Here is an 18,255-nt window from a genome sequence, read left to right on the forward strand (position 1 = left end):
GTGGCTTCTTGTATATCCGCATTTACACGAATCAGTAACACTATCAATCTTATGACGGCCCCGCAACTTGCATACAAGCTTGTGAAACAGCTTCACGATACCACCCGCTTTCTAGCTTTTGGTAATAGCATAATCTAATATACCCAAAAATTATGTCGAAAGAAGGCAAAAAGTATGTAAATTCTATGAAAAAAATAAAAAACCGGCTGGAGCCGATTTTTTATTGAATGGAGCGATATAAACCGATTACTTTACCAAGAATACTAACATTATCCAAAATGATAGGATCCATCGTACTATTTTCTGGCTGCAGTCGGATCTGGTTTTCTTCCTTGAAGAAACGTTTCACTGTTGCTTCATTGTCCTCTGTCATCGCTACAACAATCTCACCATTTTGAGCGGTCTGCTGTTGTTTGACAATGACCATGTCTCCATCTAGAATACCAGCTTCTATCATACTTTCTCCTACAATAACCAAAACAAAGATATTATCATCCGGTCCTACTAGATGGCTAGGTACAGGGACATATTCTTCTATATTCTCTACTGCTGTAATTGGAATGCCAGCTGTTACTTTTCCGATTACCGGAGCGTAGTTTGCCTCACCGCGAGGAATATCTGTTTGTTCTTCACTATCAAATGATAATACCTCGATAGCGCGCGGCTTTGTTGGGTCACGTCGGATAAGACCTTTTTTCTCTAAACGGGAAAGATGGCCGTGAACGGTAGAGCTTGAGGCTAAGCCAACTGCTTCGCCGATTTCTCTAACGGATGGCGGGTAGCCTTTATCGAGTACCTGCTCCTTTATGTATGCTAGAATCGCTTCCTGTCTTTTCGATAGTTTTATCATGTATCGAACACCCCGTGCATATATTTTTATTACATACAGTATACCATGATAGATTGCAATATACAAACATCCGTTCGAAAAAAGGTCTTGACTAGAACCTATGTTCGTATATAATGGAAATTAACAAAGAGAACGCATGTTCTTGAAAACGGAGGGGTCTACCATGTTCAAAAAACTAGCGAAATCAGATCTATTCTATTATGTGCTTTTCGGCTTCACGCTTTTCTTCTTATACTTTACACTTATAATGAGCGTCTAAATAGTCGAAGTGAGAGGGTACATCAATGAAAGCAGTCATCTATTGCAGAGTAAGTACAGAAAAGGACGAGCAAACTAGTTCGATTGAGCGTCAGCGTGAAGAGCTCATCAGTCTTGCTGCGTCCTCCGACATAGAAGTTATAGATATCATTGAAGAAAAACAGAGCGGTTATGACATCGAACGGCCGGGGATTTTTCGCATGCTGGACTTATTCACTGCACATGAAGCAGACTGTCTCCTCATTCAGGATGAGACGAGACTGGGAAGAGGCAATACGAAGATCGCCTTGTTCCATCATCTTCAGAAGCTGGAGGTCAAGGTTTATACGTTAAGCCAGCACGGCGAATTCCAGCTTTCGGAATCTGATGGTATGGTGCTCCAGATTGTTGGTATTGTTGAGGAGTATCAGCGAAAGATTCATAATATGAAAATTAAACGAGGTATGAGAAGGGCAATTGAGGCCGGATATGATCCAAGTAAGAATTTGAGCAACCAGCAGGCGGCACCAGGCAGAGAGCGGATTGACTTTCCGATTCAAGAAGTGATCAGGCTGCGAAACAATAAGCTTACTTTCCAGGAAATCAGCTCTGTTCTGCGCGGTATGGGCTTTAATGTATCAAAGGCGACCGTTCATAGAAGGTACCAGGAGTATCTTTCGCTTGAATCGGAAGACGCTAGCGGGTAACATAGTGTGTATCAACTTTAATGCTTAAAGGAGCATATAAATATGTTAACTAAAGACAAATTAGCACGCCTCAATGCGTTAGCAAATAAAGCCAAGGCAGAAGGACTCAGCCTTAGCGAACAGAAAGAGCAAAAAGAACTAAGACAGGAATATCTTGGAAATGTACGTTCTTCATTTAAAAACCAGTTCAAGTCGATGACAGTTATGGATCGTGAAGGCAATGACGTAACACCAGAAAAAGTAAAAAAATTACGTGAAGAGGAATAAGAAGGGTAGGCTGGCTTCGTGCACAGCCGTTCCCTTCTTTTTCTATGTATAAATCCTTGTCTATGAGAGGATTTCAGTATAGGATGAACAAGAGTACATAATTTGCTAGATGAAAGGGATGTTTACATGGTTCAGACTACAGAATTGCTTTCCATTAATACAATTCGTACGTTATCAATCGATGCAATCGAAGCAGCGAATTCCGGCCACCCAGGTATGCCGATGGGTGCAGCGCCGATGGCTTATACGCTTTTCACCGATTTCATGGCTCACAATCCGAAGAATTCCCATTGGTTCAACAGGGACCGTTTCGTATTGTCTGCTGGACATGGTTCCATGCTATTGTATTCCCTCTTGCATTTGTCTGGATACAAAGTATCCATCGATGATTTGAAATCCTTCCGTCAGTACGGATCCCGTACACCAGGACATCCGGAAGTCCACCATACAGATGGTGTAGAAGCAACTACAGGTCCACTTGGACAAGGTATCGCGATGGCTACAGGTATGGCGATGGCAGAGGCACATCTTGCGGCGAAGTATAATAAAGAAGACTTTCCTGTCGTAGATCACTACACATATGCAATTTGTGGTGATGGTGACTTAATGGAAGGTATTTCACATGAAACAGCTTCCCTTGCAGGTCATCTTGGCTTGGACAAGCTAATCGTCCTGTATGATTCCAATGATATTTCTCTTGATGGTGATCTTCACCACAGCTTCTCTGAAAACGTAGAGGATCGCTTCAAAGCTTATGGCTGGCAAGTTATCCGTGTCGAAGAAGGTAAAAATGTAGATGCAATTCGCGAAGCAATCAAAGAAGCTAAAGCGAATACAACACAGCCGACTTTGATCGAAGTAAAAACAGTTATCGGATATGGTTCTCCGAACAAATCAGCTAAAAGTGCTTCTCATGGCTCACCACTAGGTGTGGATGAAGTGAAGCTTACGAAGGAATATTACAAGTGGAAGCATGAAGACTTCTACGTTCCAGATGAGGTTTATGCTGATTTTGAGGAAAAAGTCGTTAAAAACGGTGCTGATGCAGAAAATGCTTGGAATGAGCTATTTGCGAAGTACGAAGAAGCTCACCCTGAACTTGCAAAAGAATTGTCGACTGCAATCAAGGGAGAGTTGCCAGAAGGATGGGCAGATACGCTTCCAACGTATGAAGAGGGCAAAGATAAGACTGCTACTCGTTCTGCTTCTGGTAAAGTATTGAACGCAATCGCAGATGCTGTGCCTAGCTTGTTCGGCGGAAGTGCTGACCTTGCAGGTTCGAATAAAACATTGCTTGCTAAAGAAGAAAACTTCTCGAAAGCGAACTATAGCGGACGTAATATCTGGTTCGGTGTGCGCGAATTCGCAATGGGAGCTGCATTGAACGGTATGGCACTTCACGGCGGATTAAAAGTATACGGTGGTACATTCTTCGTCTTCAGTGACTACTTGCGCCCGGCTGTTCGTCTGTCTGCATTGATGGGAACACCTGTGACATACGTATTGACACATGATAGCATCGCTGTTGGCGAAGATGGTCCAACGCATGAGCCGATCGAACAGCTTCCATCTCTTCGTGCAATGCCAGGCTTGAGTGTTGTCCGTCCAGCAGACGGTAACGAAACGCAAGCTGCTTGGAGACTGGCACTTGAGTCTGAAAAGGTTCCAACTGCGCTCGTATTGACGCGTCAGGATCTTCCTACATTGCCATCTACGCAGCAAGCTGCGTATGAAGGCGTTAAGAAGGGGGCGTACGTTGTAAGCCCTGCTCAGAAGGAAACAGCGGACGTCTTGCTTCTTGCAACTGGCTCAGAAGTGCAATTAGCTGTACGTGCACAAGAAGCACTTCGTGAACAGAACATTGAGGCTTCAGTTGTCAGCATGCCTTCTTGGGACCGTTTCGAGCTTCAAGAGCAATCCTACAAGGATAGCGTCCTGCCTCCAGCAGTGAAGAAACGTGTCGGTATTGAAATGGCTTCTCCGCTAGGCTGGGAAAGATATGTTGGCGATGAAGGCAAAGTAATCGGCATTAATACATTCGGCGCCTCTGGCAACGGAGATAAATTGATCGAAGCATTTGGCTTTACTGTTGAGAATGTAATTGAAAAAGTAAAATCCATATTGGATTAATGTGAAAGACCGGCCGTAAAAATATGGCCGGTCTTTTTCTTATATGACAAAATTCGAGTGAACTTTCGCATCTTCGTGTCTCTTTGCTACACGTTCCGAGGGATTAAGCATCGTTCCTCACGTATACTATTCTTTCAAAGGAGAAGGAGGGACAAGCTTATGAAAGAATACTTCGTCTATTGGGTGAAACACGAGATTTATTTCCGCTATTTTTATAAGTCGGATATCCTCTATCGTTTTTTCCTCTCCAGTCAAGTGGAGGATACAGTATATGTGCAGGAGCAGCTAGATTATATCACCTATGATTTTTCTCCTGGAGCGTCAATTCAGCAAGCGCTTTATCAGGATGATAGCGTCCATATAGAGACAGATCAGCACTATCTTCGGGTGGTCTGCGATTCCTTGACGACTGCCGAAGAAACAGTCTTCTCAGAGCTCCGCCACTTCGATTCTTCCTTTTTTATTATTGAGCCAGCAGCGAACAACTGTGGTTGGATCGCGCCTATCATAAAAAATGACTTACAATCACGGGTTCATCTATTGTATTCTTCCTTTTGATTGTCTATACTAGATTAGAGATATTTTGAAGGAGGAAGCCAATATGAGTCCGATCTGGGTCGTACTTATAGCACTGGCTGCATTGATTATCGGCGTTGCGCTAGGATTTTTCATTGCCAGAAAGTACATGATGAACTATCTTAAGAAGAACCCGCCAATTAATGAACAGATGCTTCGTACAATGATGATGCAAATGGGTCAAAAACCATCACAAAAGAAAATTAACCAAATGATGCGCGCAATGAATAACCAACAAGGTAAATAAGCAATTATTTCTATATAGCTTTGACGTTTCAAGTTGGCGATTTGGCATTGCAAACAAGGGATTTGATTGCTTATACAAGTGATTAAAGTCCAGGAACCACTTTTTCTGCTTAGAACTAAGTAGAATGAGTGGTTTTTTTGTTGTTTATTAAAGCTAATATCAAGTCGCGCATGAGGTTAAACAATGAGAAACAAGAGGCAGAAATACAAACACCTCTATATCGTCCTATCAGAAAAAAGAGGTGTAAAAGAACTATAATCAATTACATTCCATGTCAAACGGCTAATATCGGTCGGAAGTCTTAGAAAGTTCCATTCTAAGGATTGATGGAAGATGATCCTGAAATGCTTAAAATGAACTTGAAGACAATATAAAGAGAGAAGGGTTCACCTTATGAAACAAGAAACGGAAGTCCGTGAATTCGAACGATTTAGCGATGAAATTTTGAAAAAATACAAAGTACCTGGATTTGCAATGGGGTTAGCCAAAGATGGTGAATTGTGTTATGAAAAAGAGTTTGGACACCGTGACATGGAAGCCGAACTCCCATTATCAGCGGATACCGTTTTTGGGGTTGGTTCCATAACAAAGGCCTTTACAGCTACTAGCATCCTTCAATTACAAGAGAATGGAAAACTGTCTGTAAAAGATCATGTTACTAAGTTTTTACCGGAATTCAGGACACCGAATGAAGAGTACACAAAACAAATGACGATTCATCATCTTTTGACACACACATCAGGTCTGCCGCCTTTACTTACTTTAATAGCCGCAATCAAGAGAAGCATGGAAAAAGACCCGAAATTTGGGGAAGATCAGCAAGAAAGTCCATTGGATGCACTTCGGGAGATTGATACATATAAGGAATTAATGGATTCTATCGCAAATACAGAATTTGCACTGCTTGGGGAACCGGGAACTGAATTCAGTTATTCCAATGACGCCTATGCTCTTTTAGGTGCAATAATCGAACGGGTAAGCGGTATGCCTTATGAACAATATGTGAAAGAAAATATCTTAGAGCCCGCAGGTATGCATAACAGTGGTTTTCATTACAAGACTATGAACGGCCATGAAGATATAGCCGTTTTATATAATATGCGAGAACAGGATGGCGAAGAAATTGTATTTAGGTCCAATAATCCCTGGGACGCTCCAGCAATGCGTGCTGCAGGATTTTTAAAATCGACAGTCAATGACATGCTCAAGTTTACAGAGATTATTCGAAACTCTGGAGAAGTTGGTAATGTACGAATCCTGTCCCCTGAAAGTGTGGAGCTAATGACAACACCTCACATCAAATGTGGACATGGGAGTTATTATGGTTACGGTTTAAATATCATTCCAGATTTCTTTGGATACAAGCTTATTCATCATGGGGGAGATATTAAAGGGGTAACGGCTCAGATGAATATCCTGCCTGAACTTGATCTAACGGGTATATCTCTTGCAAACTTAGCCGGAGCACCATCCTCCAAACTGCTTTTTAGCGCATTTGCGAGTCAGCATTTGGACAAAAGCCTCGATGCATCACATTTAAACGTTGAAGTCGTCGACTTAGATCTTGAAAGTTTAAAAGAGTTTGAGGGAACCTTCATATCAGGTGACGGTATGATAAATAAATTTTATGTAGAGGATGGACGGCTGCATTTAGCAACCGCTGGAATGCCTGCCGTAGTGCTTGACCCTATTGGAGATGATCAGTTTTTACTTACCATAAGAGAAATGGATTCTACGATTCGTTTTGTGAGAGATAAGGACAAGAAAATTCATCGCATTGAATTTGTATTACGACAAATTCAAAAGATTGAGAAATAAGATCCAGGAATCACTTTTTTTGCTGAGAGATTTAGCAGGAAAAGTGGTTTTTTTGTTGTTTAATCCTGTTTTATATGGATTTAGTAAATAATATATCTGACGCGGAGCAGTATGTGCAGTTAAAAAATCATAAGTTTTTATAATACATTTTTTGATAACACTAACTGAAGGGGAGTGGAAAAGAGATGCAATCCATCGATTATGATTGGCTTGAAGAAAGAACCATCATTCTAGCTCCAACAGGCAGCTATGCTTATGGAACGAATACGGAAGACTCGGATAAAGACTATAAAGGCATTTGCATCCCGCCAGTAAGTTACTTCTTAGGTTTAGAATCATTCAATGAATACAACAGCAGTGGCGGCAAGAACTTCAAAAATACGAAAGACGATATAGATATCAATATTATTCATATTACAAAGTTCGTAAAGGATGCGATGCTGGGTGTACCAAATAACATAGAAATATTATTCTTGTACAAAGATCAGTACCTAAAGATAACAGAACCAGGGCAGCAGCTAATTGAAAACCGGCATCTATTCCTTTCTAAAGCAATCCAAAAGAAGTTCGGAGGATATGCTAATTCTCAAATACAGAAGTTAAAGAAAAGAAACGTTAGCAGATCCGGCAGAAAGGATTTAATTGATGTTTACGGTTATGACACGAAGTTTTTTATGCATAGCGTGAAGCTGCTGACAAGCGCTATTGAGATACTTGAGACAGGTGACTTTAGCACATACAGGCCAAATCGCAGTTTCCTGCTCGACTGTAGGAATGGTACATACACATTTGATGAAGCTGAAGAGCTTATAGAGTCATTAGATAATGATCTTAAACAAGCAGCAGAGCATTCCGCACTTCCTGAGAAACCGGATTATAATGCGATTAATCAGCTTTTAGTTCGTATTAATTCTGCGGCGATTAGTAAATAGATAAAGCCTGGTATAAATTATGATAGAACAAAAGTACCGAAGAAATGACCATATGTGACATTTCTCAATAGTGATATAGCATTGCATGAAAACGAGCTGTCATCTTAAGGAATAGACGTCATGGCCTTTTAATATTATTCCAAAGGTATGAAATGTATGAAGCTGGCAACACTTTTAATACAGGAAAATAGGTTTGAATCTGCAGTGATAATGGTACTTGAATAAAAAAAGGAGTGATAAGAAATGAAACATGTGAAAGCACTTTTGATCAAATTCATCATGATATTAGCTGTTTTATGGATTGTTTTCACCCTTATGTTTGATACGGAATTTAGCGATACGCTGCTAATGAGTGTCGTTTTAACAATTGCAGCATATGTGATTGGTGACTTACTCATTTTAAGCAGAGCTGGTGACCGAAGTAAGCCTGACGGTGATTTTACAAAGCGGAATGCTATTGCGACAGTTAGTGACGCAATATTGACTTTCATCGTTCTTTGGGCGTTAGGCGAAGCTTTATTGAATCCTGATGATAATGTTGTGATGGCATCTTTGATTTCCACGGTCATAATTGGTATCGGAGAATGGTTCTTCCATCGCTATGTCAATAATCAAGTGATCGAGGATCATAATGCCCAAACTGTTGGGATGTCTTGAACTGTGCTATAGTAAGAATAACTAAAGAAGGAATCCCTTTTGGGGATTCCTTTTGCTTATAAGTTTTAACAGGAGGAATTCCTATGGAGGTAACAATACTGCTGGCTGTAACTGCTGGATTCCTTTCCTTTCTTTCACCATGTGTACTTCCTCTTTATCCGGCATTTCTTTCTTATTTAACAGGTGTCAATCAAAGCTCATCTGAAAAAGAAAAGTATTCTTCCAAATGGTTTCTGCATACAATTTTCTTCCTTATTGGCTTTTCAGCGATCTTCTTACTGCTTGGCTACAGCGCACTGGCGTTATCTGAATGGCTTTTTATATATCAGTCATACATACGAGTTATCGGAGGAATCATTCTGATATTGCTGGGGGCTGTGCAGATAGGGTTGCTAGGAGGAAGGTGGCAGACATCTAAAACCTTGCTTCGTTTTAAAAGCAGGCCACCTGGATTTGCTGGGTCGTTTCTGATTGGTCTCTCCTTCGCAATGGGATGGACGCCTTGTACGGGTCCTATTTTAGCGGGCATCATGACTAGCGCTGCATTGCAGCCGCTCGGAGCCGTTCCGCTTATGATAGCTTATGTATTAGGCTTCAGTATCCCTTTCTTTATTTGGGGATTCTTTGGATCTCGATTGCAAAGATTAAAAAGAACCGGAAAAATCCTGCATGAAATAAGTGGATATTTCCTGATTCTGATAGGCATTCTTCTTATATTTGATCTTACGACAAAAATCACTTCTTATCTAGCCAGTTTTTTCTCCTTTTACGGTTTTTAAATCGTGAAAAAAGGAGAGAAGTAGTTTAGAATATGTAGGGAAAGGGTGTCTAATATGGAATTTTCACCGAATAATCTTATTTTCAAAACAACAACCGTGCTCATTTCTTTTCTGTTGCTCGGATTTTCGGTCTATCTGTTCTTTTCAGGCCATAATTCTCCAGGTGGAGGATTCATAGGAGGACTTGGGACTGCTGCTGCTCTAGTGCTCATGTATATGGCTTATGGCATCAAGACGGTCAGCAAGATCTTACCGATCAACTATCGTGTTTTGACAGTAACAGGTGTGCTTATCGCTATCCTGACTAGTGCAGGATCATTCCTATTTGGACAGCCATTTCTGAGCCATACGTTCACGTATATCCACTTGCCTGTATTAGGGGAGCTGGAATTGGCTACAGCGACGTTTTTTGATCTAGGGGTCTATCTTACCGTTGTTGGTATAGCTCTGACGATCATCCTGTCAATCGCACAAGATCGTTCAAGCAGTGAGGAGAATGCAAGTGGCAAAGATACTAATAGTAGATGATGCAAAATTCATGCGGAAAACATTGAGTGGCCTGCTTACCGAAAACAATTATGAGATTGTCGGAGAAGCTGCAGACGGACATGAGGCTGTTTCGCAATTTCGGAAAACAGAGCCTGATATTGTCTTTATGGATATTACAATGCCGCACATGGATGGGCTTGCAGCTTTAAAAGAGATTATCACGCAGGATCCAAATGCAAAAGTGATTATGTGCTCTGCAATGGGGCAGCAGCGCATTGTCATGCAAGCGATCGAGCTTGGCGCGAAGGACTTCATTACGAAGCCTTTCGAGGATGCAAGGGTTATAGAGACAGTAGAACGCATTCTCAATTAAAGAAATGTAAATCGAAAGAAGGTAAGGGTATGACATTACCTGTTATCATTAGTACCATCCTGGTTGCATGTATGGGTCTGGCCGTTGCAATGGTTCGAATGCGCGCAGCTGCCAGACCGGTGACGGCGAAGAAAATCATTTTGCCGCCGTTGTTCATGAGTACTGGTGCGTTAATGTTTCTTTTTCCAGTATTCCGTGTGCCATGGTGGGAAGTCTGGTTCTCACTCGGAGCGGGGATTATTTTCTCTAGTCTTTTGATTCTAACCTCTAATTTTGAGGTACGGGACGAACAGATCTTTCTGAAGCCTTCAAAAGCATTTGCAGTAATCATTGTTGGACTCGTGTTTGTTCGGGTCTTGTTGAAGGTTGCTATCGGCCAGACGATTGAAATCGGGGAGATGGGCGGTGTGTTCTTCCTGCTTGCATTCGGTATGATCGTTTCCTGGCGTATTGCGATGTTTTGGAAGTACAAACGGCTTGAGAGACGCTTACAAATCACCTGATGGTTGTCAAAAGACTTTCTTCCAAGTAAGAAGGTCTTTTTTCATATAATGGTTTTGTCTATACAAGTTTTAGGAAAATCGTGGTATGGACGTTTTGTTTTTTCTATAATTGTAGTAACATACTTAACAAAAGGACTTATACATACATAGATACACGAACAATGTCACGTAAAAGGGGGCGAAGGAGCTTGAACGAAGACGACTATAAGACAGAGAAAAAGAAAGAAGCGGCTTCATTTAATCCGACAGGCTTTGATCCACATTCTTTGGCTGAACTTCCTGCACCGATGCTGCAATGGATCGATCAAAACGGATTTGATATAGTTTTCGTCTGTGACTACGAAGGAATAATTCACTATACTTCTTCGTCGATTACAAGGCTGCTTGGCTATTTGCCGGAAGAAGTGGTCGGTACATCTTCTTTGGCGTATTTAGAGTCATGTGACGTGCCTGTCCTGCGGAATAGGTTTGAGACTACGACAGAATGGCCGCAACGATTTCATCTGACAGTACTCGATAACCGTGGCAAGCATATTTGGATGGAAGCGAGCATCTCTTTGACAGAGAATCAGGGCGTACCTTATTATGTTGGCGTGGCTAAGGATGTGTCCGATAAGAAAGAAATAGAAGAGATGATGTTCCGGTCAGAGAAGATGAGTGTGGCCGGACAGCTTGCAGCAGGAATTGCGCACGAGATACGTAATCCGCTTACTAGTCTTAAAGGTTTCCTCCAGCTCATTCAGGCCGGAATCAGCCGCAAAGAAGAATATTACCAGATCATGGTTGAAGAAATAGAGAAAATCGAAACAATCACATCGGAGCTTCTATTCATTTCAAAACCGGTAGCAGAAAACAAAGAACCAGAAACGATTCATGAAATGCTGCAGGATGTCATCACGCTGCTTTATTCTCAGGCGCGTTTGCAAAATGTCCAGATTAGTTTCGAAAAAGGAGAAAATAGCAAACTTCTCTGTGATCGATCTCAAATCAAACAGCTTTTTATCAATCTTATAAAGAATGCGCTTGAAGAAATGCCGCATGGCGGTAAGATTGATATTCGGCAGCGGCAAGAAGGTAAAGATTGTATAGTAGACGTAGTGGATGAGGGACCAGGAATCCCGGACGAGGTGCTTGCTAAGCTCAAGGAGCCTTTCTTTACGACGAAGAAAGAAGGGACGGGTCTTGGTTTAATGATCTGTACACAAATACTGGACAAGCATAATGGTGCACTGGATATCCTTCGCAATGAAACGAAGGGGAGCACGTTCAGAGCTTCACTGCCAATTAGCTTATAATATTTATACATGGCCTCTTCTATAAGAGGCCATGTTTCTTTTACATGTCGTGATGACTATTGTGTTTTTGTCTGCTATGATTTTTGTTTTTTACTTTTTTAGACCCACTTAGCGGCTCATTCACCTTTTCTGGGTGTTTGCGTTGTTTCCCTTTCTGATCGCCCATTTTTTCACCTCCGCAGTACCTATTATTCCTTCTTCAGAAAGCCTTATGCGAACGTTATCAAAATCTATAGGTGCAGCGCAAAATGCGCTACTATTCCCTATTTTACGCGTGTTTTTTGCTCTTAATTAATTTACTTATGAATCGTTTTCATTTAGAATAAAAAGTGCAAATCGATGTTAGCTCGTGCTGTTCTATCATAAGATTGTGATAGGGCAGGCTAATTCACAAGGGGGTTTGTTCATACGATGGTGGGAAATAATTCATACAACGCAAAGAAACAGTTTGAATTAAACGGAAAGACGTACAATTACTATCAATTGAAAGCGCTTGAAGAGAAAGGGCTCGGAACAGTATCCCGTTTGCCATTCTCCATCCGTGTACTGCTTGAATCGCTGATCCGTCAGCATGATGGCTTTGCAATTAAGGACGAGCATGTAGAAGGCTTAGCAAACTGGGGGAATGGGAACATCACCGATGTACCATTCAAGCCTTCCCGTGTTATCCTGCAGGACTTCACCGGTGTACCGGCAGTCGTGGATCTCGCTTCCCTTCGGAAAGCGATGGTCGATCTTGGAGGCGATGCAGATAAGATCAACCCGGAGATTCCGGTGGATCTTGTCATTGACCACTCTGTACAGGTCGACAAGTATGGCACGAAAGATGCGCTGAAAGTGAACATGGAATTGGAATTTGAGCGAAACAAAGAACGTTATGAATTTTTAAATTGGGCGCAGAAAGCATTCGATAATTATCGTGCTGTTCCGCCTGCAACTGGTATCGTTCACCAGGTTAACCTGGAATACTTAGCGAATGTCGTCCATGGTAACGAGGATGCAGACGGTTCGTATACTGCTTATCCTGATACATTGGTTGGTACCGATTCCCATACGACGATGATCAATGGACTTGGTGTTCTTGGTTGGGGTGTCGGCGGTATCGAAGCAGAAGCAAGTATGCTTGGACAACCATCTTACTTCCCGGCACCAGATGTAATTGGAGTCAAGTTCGTAGGTACGATGCCAGCTGGTTCCACTGCGACCGACTTGGCACTGAAGGTGACACAAGTGCTCCGTCAAAAGAGCGTGGTCGGAAAATTCGTAGAATTCTTCGGTCCGGGACTTGCGGATATGCCGCTTGCTGATCGTGCGACAATCTCGAATATGGCGCCGGAATATGGTGCGACATGCGGTTTCTTCCCAATTGATGAAGAAACACTGAACTACATGCATTTGACAGGCAGAAGCCAGGAACAAATTGACTTGGTTGAGAAGTATGCGAAGGAAAACGACTTCTGGTACACACCGGATACGCGCGATCCTGAGTATACAGAATTGGTGGAAATCGACCTTTCTGCATTGGAGCCGAACCTTTCTGGTCCGAAGCGTCCACAGGATCTGATTCCGCTTTCTGGAATGCAGAAATCATTCGTTGATTCAATTACTGCACCATCTGGCAACCAAGGATTCGGACTTGATAAGAGTGAATTCGATAAATCGGTTGACGTACACCATCCGGATGGCAAGACATCCACGATGAAAACAGGTGCTGTCGCAATTGCTGCGATCACTTCCTGTACGAATACATCTAACCCATACGTTATGCTTGGAGCTGGGATTCTTGCAAAGAATGCAGTTGAAAAAGGTCTGAATGTGCCCGCGTATGTGAAAACATCCCTTGCACCTGGATCTAAAGTAGTAACACGTTACTTGGATGATGCAGGTCTGACGCCTTATCTTGACCAATTAGGCTTCACACTTGTAGGGTACGGCTGTACAACATGTATCGGTAACTCTGGACCGTTGTCCCCTGAAATCGAAGAAGCGATCTCTTCCAGCGATTTGACGGTTGCATCCGTGCTTTCTGGTAATCGTAACTTTGAAGGTCGTATCCACCCGCTTGTGCGAGCTAACTATTTGGCTTCACCTCCTCTAGTTGTGGCTTATGCACTTGCAGGCACAGTAGATATCGACTTGGATAATGATCCAATCGGAACGGATAAAGACGGAAAAGCAGTTTATTTCAAAGACCTATGGCCAACTCACAAAGAAATTCGGGATGCAGTTGCTGAGGTTGTTACACCGGAAATCTTCCGCAAGGAGTATGAAGATGTCTTCAATTCCAATGCTAAATGGAATGAAATCGACACAACAGACCAACCGCTTTACAAGTGGGATTCGGAATCTACTTATATCCAAAATCCTACCTTCTTTGAGAACATCTCTGGAGGAAGCGGCACAGTGCAGCCTTTACAAGGATTGCGCGTAATCGGGAAGTTTGGCGACTCTGTGACAACGGATCACATTTCTCCGGCTGGTGCAATTGCGAAAGATATGCCGGCAGGTAAATACTTGCAGGATAAAGGTGTTACACCTCGCGAGTTTAACTCCTATGGTTCCCGCCGCGGTAACCATGAGGTAATGATGCGCGGTACATTTGCAAACATCCGTATCCGCAACCAGCTGGCACCAGGTACAGAGGGTGGTTACACAACTTACTGGCCGACAGATGAAGTAATGCCGATCTATGATGCAGCAATGAAATATCAAGCTGATCAGACTGGTTTGGCAATCTTTGCTGGGGAAGACTACGGCATGGGAAGCTCTCGTGACTGGGCAGCCAAAGGTACGAACTTGCTTGGCATTAAAACTGTCATTGCGCAGAGCTTCGAGCGGATTCACCGTTCCAACCTTGTCATGATGGGTGTGCTGCCATTGCAGTTCCAGCCTGGCGAGAGTGCGGAATCCCTTGGCTTGAATGGCCGTGAAAGTATCGACGTTTCTGTTGATGAAAATATTTCTCCGCGTGATGTTGTCAAAGTAAAAGCAACTGCTGAAGATGGCAAAGTAACCGAATTCGAAGCAGTAGCTCGTTTCGACAGTGAAGTGGAGATTGATTATTATCGTCATGGCGGTATTTTGAACATGGTATTGCGTGACAAACTACAGCATGCATAAGAACTTACGAGAAGCAGCCGAAATGGCTGCTTCTTTTTTTGGTTAGTTTGGTTCTCTTTAGCCCAAAATAAACGGCGAAGGGGGAATATTTATGAAGCGAGGATTACTTCTCATATGTCTCATGTTGTTCATCTTTCCATCCATTGTACAGGCTAAAACAGTAGAACTGGAATCTGTCGAAGCTCTGATTGAACGTGCGGATGGGAAGCCTGTAGTAATTATGTATTGGGCAACATGGTGTGATACATGTTTGTCGGATTTATCGGAACTGGAGGAGTTTCATGCTGCTGCGGGTAAAAAGGTAAATGTGTATAGCATCAATGCTACTAAGAGTGAGCGAAGCGAGAAGCAAGTGAAGGCCTTTGTACAAAAAAGTGCTCTCCAAGTGCCGGTTTATCTGGATACGGAAGGTGCTGTAGCACATCAATTCCGCCAGGTTGCTGTACCATTCACAATCATTGTGAACGAATCCGGTAAACAGCGGGTTATCCCTGGACCTGTGACAAAGAAGCAACTGGAGGAATGGGTCAAATAAAGTTCCGCCAGTTCACCTGTCTGGCTGTAGTATGCTAAAATGATGATAGAAAAGGGGGCATACTTGTGGCACAGACAGAGAAAACCCTGAACGAACAAGTGATTGGATGGAGTTCAATGGACATCTCACCGCCTCTATCAGAGATAGAGGCGTTACGTATGGCATCAGAGCTTGATACAGGGGAAGAAGAAGCCTTAAGACAAGGCTTGTATCGTATCATCGCTTTTTACCGGATCATGCGCGTGCATAAGCAGGATCCTATCAGCAGACAGCTGCTCGCTGCTTCTGAGCGGTCCCACCCAATCGTGATGGAGATCGACCAATTCGCACAAGTGAATCAATACTACCAAGCATTGATGAACACAGAATTGCCAGTATGGTCGATAAGGGAAACGGATTTCGATCCTGCAAAACTAAAGAAGTCTCAATCCTTGCACAGTCAGCTGACGGATGCCTTACAGGCATATCCGCGCAGAGTAGATGGGGCCAGCAAAATTGCATCTGCATATAACCGTTCTTATGAGGAATTGGAAGATTTACTTGTCCTGCTGGAACAGACAATTGATACGATAGAAAATAGAAAGACAGGTTCGCCAGTTACAGCCATGAACGCAACTGTTCTGCAAATATTGAAATCCCTGACAGCTGTAAAGGAAGCGCTGCCTGATGTTTTGAGTCAGGCGAGCGAGAGCCGTCCGCTAGAAGTGCTGGATCAGCTGATCGGACTGCAGGATGTAAAGACGTACATTCACGACTATTACCATTATCTGCGCTATCAACAGGAGAGAAAACAGTTTGGGTTCCAGATGGTAGATGAACCAGGTCTTCATATGGTCATCACAGGGAACCCCGGTACGGGTAAAACGACGATAGCTCGTTTGCTGGCTAAACTGTATCATCAGCTTGGACTATTAGAATCTGATCATGTTGTCGAAGTAAACCGTTCCCATTTGGTTGGTTCGTATCTTGGTCAGAGTGAGGAAAACACGACAAATTATGTGCGTCAGGCAATTGGCGGCGTGCTGTTCATAGATGAAGCTTATAGCTTGAAGCGAGAAGGACAGAGCGGAAATGATTATGGACAGGCAGTAATTGATACCCTTGTTTCAAGTATGACGAGCAGTGAATATGGCGGCAAATTCGCAGTCATTCTTGCTGGTTATCCAGAAGAGACGCGTCAGTTTCTATTCGCTAATCCAGGTCTACGCAGCAGAATTCCGGATCAGAATTACATCGAGCTTCCGGACTTCGAGACAGAAGAACTCCTGCAGATTGCAGAGAAAACGGCACTAGCGAATGATTTCTTTTTTACAGAAAAAGCGCTGCGTCTTGTGCAGGATAATATCGAACAAGCACGCGTAGATGATACATTTGGGAATGCCCGTACTGTAAGGGATATTGTTCTTCGGATCATCTTCCAAAAAGGAGCTGACCGTAAACTGACGACAGATTCCTGGATAGATCATATGACACTGTCATCTCAAGATGTGAAAGATCCTAAACAGAACGAAAACGAATCAGAGCCATTGCAGCAGCTGGAACAGCTGATCGGTCTGCAATCGATAAAGGAAGAAGTGAAAAAACTATCTTCCTTTGTTCAAATTCAGCAGGCGCGAAAAAGTAAAGGAGCTCCTGCAGTACCAATTCAGCTGCATGCTGTTTTTACTGGTAATCCTGGAACTGGTAAAACGACGATTGCTAAAATTTACGCTGCTATCCTGAAAGAGCGCGGATTGCTGAAGCGAGGACATATGGTCGTTGCTTCGCGAAGCGATCTGGTGGCGGGTTATGTTGGCCAAACAGCTGCCAAAACAAAAACAGTCATTCGAGATGCGCTTGGCGGAGTATTATTCATTGATGAAGCGTACAGTTTGTTCCGTGGTTCACAAGATTTTGGCAAAGAAGCAATCGACACGCTTGTAGATGAGATGACGAAGCATAATGAAAACTTGGTAGTGGTACTTGCAGGTTACCAGCAGGAGATGAAGCAATTTATCGACAGCAATCCAGGGCTTGCTTCTCGTTTTAAGAAGTATTTTATCTTCCCTGATTACAATAGTGAAGAGCTCGTTGCGATTTTTAAGCATGCGATGGAAAATTATGCGTACATCCTTTCTGAAGAAGCGGAAGCTTTCTTGAAAGATCGGCTTGATGCAGTAACAGTAGCAGGGAATGCCCGATTCGTTACGAATCTCTTGGACGAAGCAATCCAGTTCCAGTCACTTCGACTTGTAGAAAGCCAAGAGCAGACGGAAATGAATATGCTTGAGAAGACAGATATAGAAAATGCTTGGGAAATGGTTAGGAGAAGTGCTTTATGAAGAAATCAACATCAGAAATAAATGTAAGATACGGCGAGACCGATCAAATGGGCGTTGTGTATCACGTAAATTATCTTGTTTGGTTTGAGATAGGTCGGACCGACTTTATTGAGACATTAGGTCTGCGCTACGCAGCAATGGAGGAGGACGGCTTTCTTTCCCCAGTTGTGGATGCCAAATTGAATTTCCATTATCCGGTTCGGTACGGAGAAAAGCCGATTGTGGAAACATGGCTTCAATCTTATGATGGCATTCGAACAATGTATCGCTACGAAATCAAAAATGAAGCTGGTAAGCTTTGTGTATCCGGAACGTCGACTCATACAGTCGTGAAAAAGGAAACCTTCCGCCCGGTGTCCATTCGTCGTTCCCTGCCGGAATGGCATGCTGCATATTCGAAAGCTATGGAAGCATAACAA

General features: G+C 42.8%; 19 protein-coding genes. 17 read left to right on the forward strand and 2 right to left on the reverse strand.

From position 1 onward, the window contains the following. Positions 1–220: 220 nt before the first annotated feature. The gene (gene lexA, locus CHH58_RS03275; protein WP_095230270.1) at positions 221–850 is read right to left on the reverse strand and encodes a transcriptional repressor LexA; all 630 of its coding nucleotides are present in this window, start codon (positions 848–850) and stop codon (positions 221–223) included. A gap of 284 nt (positions 851–1,134) precedes the next feature. Here lexA and CHH58_RS03280 point away from each other — a divergent pair, with 284 nt between their 5' ends. The 13 genes from CHH58_RS03280 (at position 1,135) to CHH58_RS03340 (ending at position 11,860) form a co-directional block, all read left to right on the forward strand. Continuing rightward, on the forward strand, positions 1,135–1,794 hold the full coding sequence (locus CHH58_RS03280; RefSeq protein WP_095230272.1) for a YneB family resolvase-like protein: 660 nt from the start codon (positions 1,135–1,137) through the stop codon (positions 1,792–1,794). A gap of 42 nt (positions 1,795–1,836) precedes the next feature. Continuing rightward, entirely contained in the window at positions 1,837–2,061 is a 225-nt protein-coding gene (locus CHH58_RS03285) for a DUF896 domain-containing protein (RefSeq protein WP_095217750.1), read from the forward strand. Between the two features lie 126 nt (positions 2,062–2,187). Then, positions 2,188–4,191 (forward strand): transketolase, encoded by a 2,004-nt coding sequence (tkt, locus tag CHH58_RS03290; protein WP_095230274.1) that lies wholly within the window; start codon positions 2,188–2,190, stop codon positions 4,189–4,191. A 159-nt stretch (positions 4,192–4,350) separates the two neighbouring features. Further along, positions 4,351–4,749, forward strand: a complete 399-nt coding sequence (sirA, locus tag CHH58_RS03295) for a sporulation inhibitor of replication protein SirA (RefSeq protein WP_095230276.1) — start codon at positions 4,351–4,353, stop codon at positions 4,747–4,749. Positions 4,750–4,792: 43 nt separating this feature from the next. Continuing rightward, on the forward strand, positions 4,793–5,014 hold the full coding sequence (locus CHH58_RS03300) for a YneF family protein (RefSeq protein ID WP_038560474.1): 222 nt from the start codon (positions 4,793–4,795) through the stop codon (positions 5,012–5,014). Positions 5,015–5,407: 393 nt separating this feature from the next. Further along, a complete protein-coding gene (locus CHH58_RS03305; RefSeq protein ID WP_095262011.1) occupies positions 5,408–6,832 on the forward strand; it encodes a serine hydrolase domain-containing protein in 1,425 nt (474 codons plus the stop codon). A gap of 185 nt (positions 6,833–7,017) precedes the next feature. After that, positions 7,018–7,764: a nucleotidyltransferase domain-containing protein gene (locus CHH58_RS03310; protein ID WP_095262012.1), complete on the forward strand. Its 747-nt coding sequence runs from the start codon at positions 7,018–7,020 to the stop codon at positions 7,762–7,764. Between the two features lie 243 nt (positions 7,765–8,007). Further along, entirely contained in the window at positions 8,008–8,421 is a 414-nt protein-coding gene (locus CHH58_RS03315) for a YndM family protein (protein ID WP_095230282.1), read from the forward strand. Positions 8,422–8,504: 83 nt separating this feature from the next. After that, positions 8,505–9,200 (forward strand): cytochrome c biogenesis CcdA family protein, encoded by a 696-nt coding sequence (locus CHH58_RS03320; RefSeq protein ID WP_095262013.1) that lies wholly within the window; start codon positions 8,505–8,507, stop codon positions 9,198–9,200. A 54-nt stretch (positions 9,201–9,254) separates the two neighbouring features. Then, entirely contained in the window at positions 9,255–9,728 is a 474-nt protein-coding gene (locus CHH58_RS03325; RefSeq protein WP_095230284.1) for a Na(+)/H(+) antiporter subunit B, read from the forward strand. Continuing rightward, positions 9,697–10,062, forward strand: coding sequence for a response regulator (locus CHH58_RS03330; RefSeq protein WP_038560492.1), 366 nt, complete (start codon positions 9,697–9,699; stop codon positions 10,060–10,062). Before CHH58_RS03325 ends, CHH58_RS03330 begins: the two co-directional genes overlap by 32 nt. A 29-nt stretch (positions 10,063–10,091) precedes the next feature. Further along, positions 10,092–10,565, forward strand: a complete 474-nt coding sequence (locus tag CHH58_RS03335) for a CcdC family protein (protein WP_095230285.1) — start codon at positions 10,092–10,094, stop codon at positions 10,563–10,565. 188 nt (positions 10,566–10,753) lie between these two features. Next, positions 10,754–11,860, forward strand: a complete 1,107-nt coding sequence (locus CHH58_RS03340) for an ATP-binding protein (protein WP_249275021.1) — start codon at positions 10,754–10,756, stop codon at positions 11,858–11,860. Between the two features lie 40 nt (positions 11,861–11,900). Here CHH58_RS03340 and CHH58_RS03345 read toward each other — a convergent pair whose 3' ends face one another. Continuing rightward, entirely contained in the window at positions 11,901–12,026 is a 126-nt protein-coding gene (locus CHH58_RS03345) for a small acid-soluble spore protein P (RefSeq protein ID WP_095217759.1), read from the reverse strand. 245 nt (positions 12,027–12,271) lie between these two features. Here CHH58_RS03345 and acnA point away from each other — a divergent pair, with 245 nt between their 5' ends. From acnA to CHH58_RS03365, 4 genes are all read left to right on the forward strand, one after another. Beyond that, on the forward strand, positions 12,272–14,980 hold the full coding sequence (acnA, locus tag CHH58_RS03350) for an aconitate hydratase AcnA (protein WP_095230287.1): 2,709 nt from the start codon (positions 12,272–12,274) through the stop codon (positions 14,978–14,980). Between the two features lie 91 nt (positions 14,981–15,071). Further along, the gene (locus CHH58_RS03355; protein WP_095262014.1) at positions 15,072–15,515 is read left to right on the forward strand and encodes a TlpA family protein disulfide reductase; all 444 of its coding nucleotides are present in this window, start codon (positions 15,072–15,074) and stop codon (positions 15,513–15,515) included. A gap of 65 nt (positions 15,516–15,580) precedes the next feature. Next, on the forward strand, positions 15,581–17,836 hold the full coding sequence (locus CHH58_RS03360; protein WP_346426078.1) for an AAA family ATPase: 2,256 nt from the start codon (positions 15,581–15,583) through the stop codon (positions 17,834–17,836). Further along, positions 17,833–18,252, forward strand: coding sequence for an acyl-CoA thioesterase (locus CHH58_RS03365; protein WP_095230289.1), 420 nt, complete (start codon positions 17,833–17,835; stop codon positions 18,250–18,252). Before CHH58_RS03360 ends, CHH58_RS03365 begins: the two co-directional genes overlap by 4 nt. Positions 18,253–18,255: the final 3 nt, after the last annotated feature.

It is taken from the genome of Terribacillus saccharophilus (genome assembly GCF_002272745.1).
Classification (GTDB): domain Bacteria; phylum Bacillota; class Bacilli; order Bacillales; family Amphibacillaceae; genus Terribacillus; species Terribacillus saccharophilus_B.

Coding starts and splice junctions, on each gene's coding strand:
- lexA (WP_095230270.1), bottom strand. CDS start 850: ATGATAAAACTATCGAAAAGACAGGAAGCGATTCTAGCATACATAAAG.
- CHH58_RS03310 (WP_095262012.1), top strand. CDS start 7,018: ATGCAATCCATCGATTATGATTGGCTTGAAGAAAGAACCATCATTCTA.
- CHH58_RS03300 (WP_038560474.1), top strand. CDS start 4,793: ATGAGTCCGATCTGGGTCGTACTTATAGCACTGGCTGCATTGATTATC.
- sirA (WP_095230276.1), top strand. CDS start 4,351: ATGAAAGAATACTTCGTCTATTGGGTGAAACACGAGATTTATTTCCGC.
- CHH58_RS03355 (WP_095262014.1), top strand. CDS start 15,072: ATGAAGCGAGGATTACTTCTCATATGTCTCATGTTGTTCATCTTTCCA.
- CHH58_RS03365 (WP_095230289.1), top strand. CDS start 17,833: ATGAAGAAATCAACATCAGAAATAAATGTAAGATACGGCGAGACCGAT.
- tkt (WP_095230274.1), top strand. CDS start 2,188: ATGGTTCAGACTACAGAATTGCTTTCCATTAATACAATTCGTACGTTA.
- CHH58_RS03320 (WP_095262013.1), top strand. CDS start 8,505: ATGGAGGTAACAATACTGCTGGCTGTAACTGCTGGATTCCTTTCCTTT.
- CHH58_RS03315 (WP_095230282.1), top strand. CDS start 8,008: ATGAAACATGTGAAAGCACTTTTGATCAAATTCATCATGATATTAGCT.
- CHH58_RS03335 (WP_095230285.1), top strand. CDS start 10,092: ATGACATTACCTGTTATCATTAGTACCATCCTGGTTGCATGTATGGGT.
- CHH58_RS03330 (WP_038560492.1), top strand. CDS start 9,697: ATGCAAGTGGCAAAGATACTAATAGTAGATGATGCAAAATTCATGCGG.
- acnA (WP_095230287.1), top strand. CDS start 12,272: ATGGTGGGAAATAATTCATACAACGCAAAGAAACAGTTTGAATTAAAC.
- CHH58_RS03345 (WP_095217759.1), bottom strand. CDS start 12,026: ATGGGCGATCAGAAAGGGAAACAACGCAAACACCCAGAAAAGGTGAAT.
- CHH58_RS03305 (WP_095262011.1), top strand. CDS start 5,408: ATGAAACAAGAAACGGAAGTCCGTGAATTCGAACGATTTAGCGATGAA.
- CHH58_RS03280 (WP_095230272.1), top strand. CDS start 1,135: ATGAAAGCAGTCATCTATTGCAGAGTAAGTACAGAAAAGGACGAGCAA.
- CHH58_RS03285 (WP_095217750.1), top strand. CDS start 1,837: ATGTTAACTAAAGACAAATTAGCACGCCTCAATGCGTTAGCAAATAAA.
- CHH58_RS03325 (WP_095230284.1), top strand. CDS start 9,255: ATGGAATTTTCACCGAATAATCTTATTTTCAAAACAACAACCGTGCTC.